The organism is Candidatus Effluviviaceae Genus V sp. (assembly GCA_014728125.1).
GTDB lineage: Bacteria > Joyebacterota > Joyebacteria > Joyebacterales > Joyebacteraceae > WJMD01.
The window spans coordinates 22,576-33,063 of the sequence record WJMD01000125.1 but is presented as its reverse complement, the minus strand read 5'-3'; the positions used below and the strand labels follow the sequence as shown (position 1 = coordinate 33,063).

The following is a 10,488-nucleotide window of genomic DNA, read 5'->3' as shown; positions in this document are numbered from 1 at the left end:
TCGCGGAGGGCCGCCTCGATGAGCGCGCGAACCTCCGCTTCCTCGAGCGCCCTGAGTTCAAAGACCTGGATCCTCGAGAGGAGCGCCGGGTTCAGGTAGAAGAACGGGTTCTCGACCGTCGCCCCCACCATCGTCACGGTGTCGTCCTCGAGAGGTCCCAGGAGCACGTCCTGCTGCGATTTGTTGAAGCGATGGACCTCATCGAGGAACAGGATCGTCCGCTTCGGTCGTCTGTTCCTCGCCTCCGCGATGGTCCTTCTCAGATCGGCCACACCGGCCTCAACGGCGTTCATGGTCACGAGCGCCGAACCCGTGGCGCGCGCCATGACCTCGGAGAGCGACGTCTTGCCGCTTCCCGGCGGACCGTACAGGACCATCGAGAAGAGCCGGTCCGCCTCGACCGCACGTCTGAGGAGCTTCCCGGGCGCCAGGATGTGCGACTGCCCGACGTACTCGTCGAGAGTGCGCGGTCGCATGCGCCTGGCGAGCCCCGCTCCCGGCTCGGGAGCGAGCCCGTCCGGTCTCTGGAAGAGATCGCCGCTCGTCTGGGTCGTCACGCCGCCCCCGTCGACAGCCGCTCAATGACAGACCAGTCGGGTGCGAGGACCGCCGCGCGAAGTGGTGTGCTGCGCGGGGAACTCAGGGGCGGATCGGGAGGGAAACGTCCGGGGGTCGAGATGCGTCGGGTTCGGGTCTCCTCTAGTCGCCCAGCTCCGACTCGAGTGTCTGGGACAGCTCCTCGGCCTTCTCCTCGACGACGGCCAGGAGCGTGTTCCTGTCCTCTCGCTCCTGGAAGAGTTCGCCGGCGATGTTGAGCGCCGCGAGGATGGCTACCTTGAGCGAGGAGCCGAGATTCGTCTCGCTCGCCACCTCACGCATTCTGCTGTCCACATAGTGGGCGATCTCGCGGATCTGCTCCGGATCGGCGTCGCCGCGGATCCGGTACTCCGAACCGTTTATCTCAACCTTGACGGTGTTCATCGTTTCATCCCGGTCTCGCGAGCCCCCTCCACGCCGTCACCCACGACGACGGTTCGAGTGCTCCTGAAGGACCGTCCGCACCCCGATGGGCCGCATCGCGTACGGTCAGCGAAGCTTCTCGATGATCGACTTCACACGATCCTCGATGCGCTTGCGCTTCCTCGCATCCAGCTTCCGGCCGGCTTCGAGTCCGCTGAGCTGTCCGGCCAGGGCGTCCATCTCCTTTCCTACAGCCCGGAGAAGATCCGCAAGCCGTCTGTTCTCGCTGCGGAGGCCGCCGATCTCCTCGGCCGCCTTCGCGACGGTGGTTTCCAGCTCTTCCAGTCCGGGCAATTGCATATCCGCTCCCTGCAGGAGCCTCAGGAGCCCCGGAGTTCCGCCTGGAACCCGTCGACGAGCCGCCGGACGATACGCCCGTGGGCCCGCTCGACCTCCTCGTCGGTCAGCGTCCTCTCCTCCGACATGTATGTCAGGGAGAGCCCAAGGCTCTTCCTGCCGTCAGGAAGCTGGTCTCCCTGATACGCGTCGAAGATGCGGACGTCGACCAGAAGCTCCTCTTCGGCGTTCTCGATCTCCCTGAGCACGTCGCCCGCCGGTGTCGACTCATCCAGGATGAGGGCGACGTCTCGTCTGACCTTCGGGAATCTGGGGAGCCGCCTGTACTGCCCCACGACCTGCGGGACGCGAAGCCACGGCTCGAGTTCGACCTCCAAGATAACCACAGGCTGCGATACGTCCAGACGTTCCCGAACGTCGGACGAGAGCGAACCGACCACGCCGACATCGGACCCACCGATGCGGATCCGCGCCGCCTCCGCCCGGTCGAGCAGGGAGCCATCGTAGCAATCGGCCACGGGAGTGTCAACTCCGAGAGCTTCCGTCAGCCCGGAGAGAATGCCCAGCCCGTCGTAGAGATCGACGGAGCGCTGCTCGCCGCTCCAGCCCGGGCGGGAATGCGGCCCCGAGAGCACCGCCCCAAGGCGCCAGGCCTCGTCCACCCCCTCCGGGGTCGTGCGGTACACCTTACCGACCTCGGTAAGCCGGAGCTCGTGGTTGCCGACGTTGAGGTTGTGCCGCACGACGTTGAGCATCGCCGGCAGAAGCGCCGTGCGAAGCCACGGCATCTCCTTGTTCATCGGGTTCGTGATCCTGACGGGCTCGCCGCCCGAGAACGCCTCTCCGTCGACGAGGCGGCGCGACCGCTCGCTCATGAACGACGTGGTCAGGACCTCCTGGAAGCCGAACGAGAGCATCGCGGTCAGGACCGAACGACGCGCCGCTCTGAGATCTCCTCCGGACGCTCCGATGTCCCGGTACGGCACGAACGCCTCGACGCACTCAAATCCCCTGAGCCGCGCGACCTCCTCAACGAGGTCGGCCTCCGTCTCGAGGTCCCGGCGGTGCGTCGGGATCGTGACCGTGACGGTCTCTCCGGTGGCCTCGGGCTCGAGTCCCAGACGGTCCAGCAACCCGACGATCTCGTCGTCGCCGATGCCGGGATCGATCAGTCGCCGGACGCTGTCGGTCCTGAGCCCGCGCCGCGGCCGCTCCGGCGGCATTACACCTTCGTCGGCGGCTCCAACTGCGACCGTCCCTGCGCCGAGACTCCGCATCAGCTCGGAGGCGCGAGACGCCACCTGGTCCATCACGGCCGGGTCCACGCCCCGCTCGAATCGCTGCGAGGCGTCCGTGCGCAGGCCCAACCGTCTGGCGGTCCTGCGCACGGTGACGGGGTCGAACCAGGCACACTCGAGGAGCACGTCGGTCGTACTCGCGGAGACCTCGGAGTTCTCGGCCCCCATGACGCCGGCGAGAGCCACCGGCCTCTTCCCGTCGGTGATCAGAAGGTCCTCATCGATGAGCGCATGCTCCTCACCGTCGAGCGTCGTGATCCGCTCGCCGCTCCGCGCCCGACGTACCACGATGCGCCCCTCCGGAAGCAGCGCGAGGTCGAACGCATGGATCGGATGCCCGTACTCGAGCATGACGAAGTTGGTCACGTCGACGATGTTGGAGATCGACCGAAGACCCGCGCTCCTGAGACGCACCGCCAGCCATGCCGGCGACGGGCCGACGCTCAGACCGCTGATGACCCGGGCGATGTAGCGAGGACAGCCGTCGGTGTCCTCGATGGACACAGACGCCAGCTCTTCGACGGCCGGACCATCCTCGACCAGGTCGGTCGCCGGCAGCGTGAGCGGCCTGTCAAGAACGGCCGCGACCTCCCTGGCGATCCCCAGCACGCCCATGCAGTCGGGTCTGTTCGGCTGGACATCGATCTCGAAGACCGCGTCGCCGTATCCCAGATGGTCCGAGAGGTCCGCCCCCGGAACGACATCGTCCGGAAGCTCGATGATCCCGTCCGCTGAGCCCTCGAGCCCGAGTTCGACCTCGGAGACGAGCATGCCCTGCGACCGGGCGCCGCGGATGGTGGCCTCCGAGATGGTGCGGCCTTCCGCCACGGTCGAGCCCGGAGGGGCCAGTGCGGAGGACATCCCGGAACGGACGTTCGGCGCGCCGCAGACCACCGTGTAGGTCCGCTCCCCGGCGTCGACCACGCAGACGGAGAGCCTGTCGGCGTTCGGGTGCCGGTCGACCGAGACGACGCGTCCCGCGACGACGCCCCGTACGGTGTCGGAGGGAAGCGGGACGACGTACGTCTCCGTCAGCGACTCGCTGAGTCGCCGGGCCAACGCATCGGCCTCGACATCGATCTCGACGTAGTCCCTGAGCCACCTGAGCCCGACCTGCATCGTGACGCGCCCCTTCTCTAGACGGTCCTCAAGAACCGGATGTCGTTCTCAAGCAAGAGCCGGATGTCGTCCATGCCGCTCAGCATCATGCAGATCCTGTCGACTCCGAGGCCGAACGCGTATCCGGACACCTCGTCCGGATCGTAGCCGACCGCCTCGAAGACGCGGGGGTCGACCATGCCGGCGCCGAGGAGCTCGACCCAGCCCGTGCGCTTGCAGACGGGACAGCCGTCTCCCCCGCAGACGACGCACGCGATGTCGACCTCTGTAGAAGGCTCTGTGAACGGGAAGAAGCCGGCCCGAAAACGGACGCCGACGTCCGGTCCGAAGAGCTCGTGCAGGAAGCTCGTCAGAACCCCCTTGAGCTCGCCGAACCGGATGTCGGACCCCACGGCGAGTCCCTCGAGCTGGTAGAACTCCGCGGCGTGCGACGCGTCCGGCGTCTCGTTCCTGAACACGCGCCCGGGGGCTATGATGCGGATCGGCGGTCGTCTCGACTGCATCTCGCGGATCTGCACCGGAGAGGTGTGCGTACGCAGGAGCATGCCGCCCTCGAGATAGAAGGTGTCCCAGGCGTCCCGGGAGGGATGCTCCGCGGGGATGTTGAGCGCGTCGAAATTGTGGAACTCGTCCTCGACGTGCGGCCCCTCCGCCACCTGGAAGCCGAGGCCGAGGAAGATCCGCTCGAGCCGTTCGAAGGTGCGCTTCAGGGGATGTCGTCGCCCCACCCACGGCGCGCGGCCGGGGAGCGTGACATCGAGACCTGCACGCTCCGAGTCGCCGCCCGAGCTGATCCGCTCGCGGGCCTCCTCGAGGAGGCCCTCCAGCTCGGCCTTGAGCTGATTGAGGGCCTTCCCTGCCTCGCGCCGTTCGTCCTCGGGCAGCTTGCCGAGTCCGCGCGCGGCCTGGTTGATCTCGCTCTTCCTGCCGAGACACGCCACGCGGGCTTCCTCGAGCTCGCGTTCGTCGGCTGCGTCGGCGATCCGCCGGCGCGCCTCCTCGGCCAGTTCCTTCAGCCGCTCGATCAAGGGCGACCTCCGCGGTCGATCCTACTCCAGACTGTCCTTCGCCACCTCGACGAGACGGGCGAAACCGTCAGCGTCGTGCACGGCCATGTCGGCGAGCATCTTCCGGTCGACCTCGACGTTCGCCTCCTTCAGACCGTGCATGAAGCGGCTGTACGAGAGACCGTGAAGCCTCGCGCCGGCGTTGATGCGGATGATCCACAGACGACGCATGTCCCGCTTCCTGGCCCGCCTGTCGCGGTAAGCGTACTGCCCGGCCCTGTGGACGGTCTCTCTGGCGGTCCGGATCAGTTTGCTCCGGCCGCCGCGGTAGCCCTTTGCTGCCTTCAGTATCTTCTTGCGTCTCCGCCTCGAAGACGAAGCCCCTCTCGACCTGGACATGGTTCTCCTCGTCCTTTCTTGCGATGGCGCCGCCTAGCGAGGCAGCAGACGTTCGATGCGCTTCCGGTCGGCGGCATCGATGTACTCCGGCCGACGAAGCGCACGCTTCTGCTTCGAGCTCTTCCTGATGAAGAAGTGGCCGCGGTACGCCTTGAAGCGTCGGAGCTTGCCTTTGCCCGTCCGCTTGAACCGCTTCGCCGCTCCTCTGTGTGTCTTGATCTTCGGCATGTTCTCAGCTCCCACGTTCCTTGTTCTTCTGCCCGGAGGCCGGCGCCATGACCATCGTCATGCTGCGCCCCTCCGAACGGATCGGTACCTCGACATGCGCGACGTCGTCGAGCGTCTCCGCCACACGCTCGAGGACGCGCCTTCCCAGTTCCTTGTGCGCCAGCTCCCGGCCGCGGAAGATGATGGTGAACTTGACCTTGTCCCCATCTTCGAAGAACTCGCGCGCGTGCCGGCACTTGAAGTCGTAATCGTGAGGCTCGATCTTGGGCCGCATCTTGACCTCTTTGACCTGGGTCACGTGCTGCCGCTTCTTCGCCTCCTTCGCGCGCTTCTTGAGCTGGTACATGTACTTCCCGTAGTCCATGATCTTGCACACGGGCGGCCGGGCCTTCGGCGACACCTCGACGAGGTCCAGGCCGCGTTCCTGCGCAAGTGCGAGCGCCTCCGACGTCTGCATAATGCCGATCTGCGCTCCGTCAGCATCGATGACTCGAACCTGCGGAATGCGGATCCGGCGATTGACGCGCGGGCTCCTTATTGCCACCGTCCCTCCTTCCCTCTGCCGCGTCCGCGACAACCTCATGCAAAGAACGGGATGCGCGCTGCGGCACATCCCGTTCATCGGGCATCAGGACGTCCCTGTGCCCGATATCAAACGTTCAACCTCTTCGGGTCTCCCCTTCTCGCGGGAGTCCTTGAGGTGAGAAGCGTGCCGCTTCTTCTTCTCATTCATCTGTGACGCCCGCCGGGCGCCCCATCGCGGGCGCGCCGTTCGAGCGTGTCGCGGCCGGTCCGTCGCGCGGCCGGTCCGCGGGCGGGTCCGAGTGGTGGGCGATACTGGATTCGAACCAGTGACCTCTTGCATGTCAAGCAAGCACTCTAACCATCTGAGCTAATCGCCCGTTCGCGACATACCCCGCCGTTCGCGGGGACGTCCCGCCTCGTCCCCTGAAGATACGGGACACGCGGGCCACTGTCAAGCCGAAAGAGCCGGTCGTGCGGCCTCGCCGGCCGGAGTCGCTGCCGCCCCGCACGGGACCACCCGCGGTTCGCCGCCGCGACCGACCGGGACTCACGGGGCTCCTAGCGGTCCCCGCCGCGGAAGGCGACCGTCCTGAGCTCGCTCATCTCCCGCACGGCGTACCGCGGCCCCTCCCGGCCCAGACCGCTGTCCTTCTCCCCGCCGTACGGCATGAGGTCCACCCGGAAGGTCGGTACGTCGTTGATCATGACGCCGCCCGCACGGATCCTCCGGGACGCCTCGAGAGCCTCGTCCCATCGCTCCGTGTAGACCCCCGCCTGCAGCCCGAAGCGGGACCGGTTGACGGAGTCGATCGCCTCGTCGAAGGTCCGGAAACTGCGGACGCAGAGTACCGGCGCGAACGCCTCCTCGCGCCACAGCCGGACCTCCTCCGGCGGCCCGGCGATGACGGCCGGCGTCACGAACGCGTTGTCCCGCTCACCGCCCGTGACAACGCGGGCGCCCGCGCTCCGCGCCTCCTCGATCCAGCCCTCGGCACGCTCAGCCTCCCCCGGCGTGATCATGGGACCGACGTCGGTCCCCTCGTCGAGCTGGTCTCCGACGACGAGAGCCGCTGCGCGCGACGCGGCTTCCGACACGAACTCGTCGAAGAGCGACTCGTGGACGAGCACGCGCTGGACCGAGATGCACACCTGACCGGCCAGGGCGAATGCGCCGAGCACGATCCGGTCGACGCACGACGCGATCGACGCAGACTCCGTAACCACGACGGCGGAGTTCGAACCGAGCTCCATCGCCGTCTTCTTGAGACCGGCCCGGCGCTGAATGGCCCGGCCGACGTCTACGCTGCCCGTGAAGGTCACCATGCGCGGGCGCGGGTCCTCGACCAGTGCTCCCCCGACGGCGCTCCCCTCTCCGACGACGACCGAGAGCGCCTCGGGAGGAAGTCCGGCATCGTACAGCAGTCGGGCCATTTTGAGACCGGCGAGCGGCGTCGCCGAGGCCGGCTTCAGAACGACCGCGTTCCCCGCCGCCAGCGCCGGGGCTACCTTGTGCGCCGCCAGGTTGAGGGGGAAGTTGAACGGGGTGATGGCGACGACGATGCCGAGCGGTACGCGAACGGCGAAACCGAAGCGACCTGCGCCCGTCGGCGCGCCGTCGAACGGGACGATCTCACCGGCGAGTCTCCGCGCCTCCTCGGAGGACACTGTGAAGGTCTCCACGGCCCTCGCCACCTCGCCCTCGGCCTCCCCGAGCGTCTTACCGACCTCGAGGGCGAGCGTCTCGGCGAAGGCGCCGGCCCGCTCCTCGAGGAGCCGAGCGGCGCGGCGCAGTACGGCGGCGCGTTCGTATCTGCTCGTGCTCCCCATCGCGGCCGCCCCGCACTCCGCGGCCTCGAGCGCAGAGAGCGCCTCGGACCGCGTCACGGTCGCGACCTCCTCGACGACCGACCCGTCGCGGGGGTTGAGCACCCTGAGAACCGGACCGGACCCCTGGTCGCGGCCTGCAATGATCGACCTCACGACGCCCCCACTTCAATGTCCCCCTCGACCGTTCTGACCGAGACGGCGTCGACCGCGGGATGGGCAAGCAGGAAGCGTGCGAGCGGTTTCAGCACCAGACCCTCGACCGTTCTCCCGAGGTTGCGGGCCCCGTATTCGCGGCTGTGCCCCTTCTCCACGAGCCGGGCGACCGCGGACTCGCTGACCGAGAGCTCGATCGAACGGCCCGCGAGCCGCTGCGATATGTCCTCGAGATGAAGCTGGACGATGTCCCTCAGGACCGAGTCGGTGAGATGGTCGAAAAGCAGTACCTCGTCGACGCCGTCCATGAACTCCGGCGGGAAGAAGCGTTCGACGGCCTCGCGCACGTCCTCGAGATCCCGGTCCCTGTCGGCCCGATCGACGGCGCCGAATCCCACGGCGCTTCCCTCGTCCGGCACGGCCGGCCGTATGTTCTCGGAGTTCGTCGTCATGATGATCGTGGCGTGACTGAATGAGACGTCCGCCCCGGACGCATCCCGCACGGTCCCGTGGCGAAAGAGCTGCATCAGCATCACGGCAACGTCGCTGCTCGACCGCTCTATGTTCTCCAGCACCACGACGCAGTGCGGGTGCGCGGCAACGGCCGTCGTCAGGTCTCCCTTGTAGTCCACGTCGGCGACCCTCAGGCCGATGAGCCGCGGGAGCGCGTCGTCGTCACCGTACCGAGCCATGTTGTACTCGAAGAGGCCCGCGTCGGCGCCGTAGAGTTCGTCGGCAAGAACCCGAGAGAGCTCGCTCTTACCGACGCCGGGCGGACCGACGAAGAGAAAGACCCCGTCCGGGCGACCGGGTCTGGCGTCGAGCCCGAGTTTGGCGACGCGGATGACGTCGGCGAGCTTCCTGATACAGTGGTCCTGTCCCTTGATCCGGCGGGAGAGCGCCTCCTCGAGCCCGAGAAGCTCGCGACCCTCGCCCGGTCCGGCGAGCTTCCCCGCCGGGATCCCGACCCACTCGGAGAGCGCCTCGGTGACGTCGCCGCGCGTAACGGCGACGGGGTCCGCCCCCTCGGCCTTCCTCAGTTCGGCGCGGGACGCCGCCCGGTCGATCAGCGACTCGGCCTTCCCCGGAAGGACAAGCTCTCTGATGTAGTAGTTCGAGAGATCGACGGCCGCCTCGATGACCTCCCGGTCGATTCCGACGCCGTGGTACTCCGACAGACGCGACGCCGGGATCGCGAGCAGCTCGACGGCGGCCTCTCTCTTCGGCTCAGGAACGATGACGGGCGTCAGAAGGGTCGCGCACCAGGGCATCGTCCTGGACGCTTCACGGAGGCGCTCCGGCGTCGCGCTCCCGATCAGATAGAGTCCCGGCTGATGGCAGCCCATCTCGATCGCGTAGGCCGCGTTCGTGAGATTCTCGCCGCGTCCGACGCCGCCCATGAAGTGTGTGATGCCGTCGATGAACAGGAGGACATCGTCGCGCGCCGCTGCCTCTCTGAGCGCGGCGAAGACGATCTTCTCGAAATCCCCGGCCGTCCTGAGCGCGGCCAGCACGCGGTGGAACGGTAGTTCGATGATCCTGCGGCCGGCCAGCCGTCCAGGGACGCGCCCTGCGGCGATATGGCGGGCTACCTCGGCAACGAGGGCGCGCTTCCCGACGCCTTCGGGCCCGATGAGCACCGCCGAGTGACCGAAACGGCGCCCCAGGATCTCCTTGAGGCGCCGAATCTGGTTCTCCCAGAGACCTCCGTCGAGCGAAAGCTCTCTCGCGGCGAGAGCCTGCTCGGTCAGGTCGATGCCGAGCGTCTCGAGCACGCTCTGGCCGCCCGGCTGTTCGGCCGCGCTCTCATCGTCTCCGGGTGCCGATGTCCGTGGTCTCTCGTTCCGTCCGTTCCCCTGCCCCGGCTCGTCGCCGTCCGGACGTTCGATCATATGGATGTTCCTCCACGGGACCGCGACTCCGGGTCCTCACCGGACCGGAGCTCAACGGAGTGCACGAGCCGCTCCCTGCGGCTCTGCGCGCGCTCCCATCGCAGTCTGAGTTTGAGGTACCCGTCCTCGAAGGTCTCGCGCGCCTCGCTCGGCACCATCGACACGATGGCGTCGGTCACGCGGAACACGCGCGGCGCGAGCCGCGACTGGACGATGGCCTCGTTCTCGTCGAACCCGGCCATGACGGCGAGGAGCAGAAGGAGACCGGCCACGATGGCCGACATCAGCAGTCCGAGGGCACCCCCGGCGAGCCGGTCGAGCCATCCGAGAGCAACGAGCCTCAGGGCCTTCGTGATGGCTACGGCGATGAGCCCCACCACGACGACGACGGCGATGAAGATGAGGATGAAAGCGACGACCGCCGACGCCCTCTCTCCAGGAATGAACCCGAGCAGCGTGTTCGCGACCCAGCCGTGGTGCGCGGCCGCAAGCAGAACGCCCAGCGCGAGGCCGACCAGACCGAGAAGGCCCCTGACGAACCCGCGGGCGAGCCCGCCCACGATCCCAATGAGGAGGATGACGAGGATGACAAGATCGACACCGTTCATGGAAACACCCTCCAGACCGCCGACGAGCGAGCCGTCGTGGAATGCGGTGTACGCTAGCACCGCCCCGCCCCGCTGTCAAGGCGGGCGCAGCCGTCCAACGGGCGCCCTCTCGACC

General features: G+C 67.6%; 11 protein-coding genes and 1 tRNA gene. All 12 read right to left on the bottom strand.

Annotated elements, in window-relative coordinates; genetic code table 11:
- Positions 1–476, bottom strand: a 476-nt coding sequence (locus tag GF405_07910) for an AAA family ATPase (protein ID MBD3368078.1), incomplete at its 3' end; no start/stop codon positions are given.
- 223 nt (positions 477–699) lie between these two features.
- Complete coding sequence (gene zapA / locus GF405_07905) at positions 700–981, bottom strand: cell division protein ZapA (GenBank protein MBD3368077.1); 282 nt, start codon at positions 979–981, stop codon at positions 700–702.
- A gap of 105 nt (positions 982–1,086) precedes the next feature.
- The gene (gene zapB, locus GF405_07900) at positions 1,087–1,320 is read right to left on the bottom strand and encodes a cell division protein ZapB (protein MBD3368076.1); all 234 of its coding nucleotides are present in this window, start codon (positions 1,318–1,320) and stop codon (positions 1,087–1,089) included.
- 20 nt (positions 1,321–1,340) lie between these two features.
- Positions 1,341–3,734 carry a phenylalanine--tRNA ligase subunit beta gene (locus GF405_07895; GenBank protein ID MBD3368075.1) on the bottom strand — a complete coding sequence of 798 codons (2,394 nt, stop codon included), beginning with the start codon at positions 3,732–3,734 and terminating at the stop codon, positions 1,341–1,343.
- 17 nt (positions 3,735–3,751) lie between these two features.
- A complete protein-coding gene (pheS, locus tag GF405_07890) occupies positions 3,752–4,762 on the bottom strand; it encodes a phenylalanine--tRNA ligase subunit alpha (protein MBD3368074.1) in 1,011 nt (336 codons plus the stop codon).
- Positions 4,763–4,783: 21 nt separating this feature from the next.
- Positions 4,784–5,140, bottom strand: a complete 357-nt coding sequence (gene rplT / locus GF405_07885; protein MBD3368073.1) for a 50S ribosomal protein L20 — start codon at positions 5,138–5,140, stop codon at positions 4,784–4,786.
- 33 nt (positions 5,141–5,173) lie between these two features.
- The gene (gene rpmI, locus GF405_07880) at positions 5,174–5,368 is read right to left on the bottom strand and encodes a 50S ribosomal protein L35 (protein ID MBD3368072.1); all 195 of its coding nucleotides are present in this window, start codon (positions 5,366–5,368) and stop codon (positions 5,174–5,176) included.
- Between the two features lie 4 nt (positions 5,369–5,372).
- Entirely contained in the window at positions 5,373–5,951 is a 579-nt protein-coding gene (locus GF405_07875; GenBank protein ID MBD3368071.1) for a translation initiation factor IF-3, read from the bottom strand.
- A gap of 242 nt (positions 5,952–6,193) precedes the next feature.
- Positions 6,194–6,270 (bottom strand) — tRNA-Val (locus GF405_07870).
- 181 nt (positions 6,271–6,451) lie between these two features.
- Positions 6,452–7,873, bottom strand: a complete 1,422-nt coding sequence (locus tag GF405_07865) for an aldehyde dehydrogenase family protein (GenBank protein MBD3368070.1) — start codon at positions 7,871–7,873, stop codon at positions 6,452–6,454.
- Complete coding sequence (locus tag GF405_07860; GenBank protein MBD3368069.1) at positions 7,870–9,765, bottom strand: AAA domain-containing protein; 1,896 nt, start codon at positions 9,763–9,765, stop codon at positions 7,870–7,872. The genes GF405_07865 and GF405_07860 overlap by 4 nt, the downstream gene beginning before the upstream one ends.
- Positions 9,762–10,433: a hypothetical protein gene (locus tag GF405_07855; GenBank protein ID MBD3368068.1), complete on the bottom strand. Its 672-nt coding sequence runs from the start codon at positions 10,431–10,433 to the stop codon at positions 9,762–9,764. The genes GF405_07860 and GF405_07855 overlap by 4 nt, the downstream gene beginning before the upstream one ends.
- Positions 10,434–10,488: the final 55 nt, after the last annotated feature.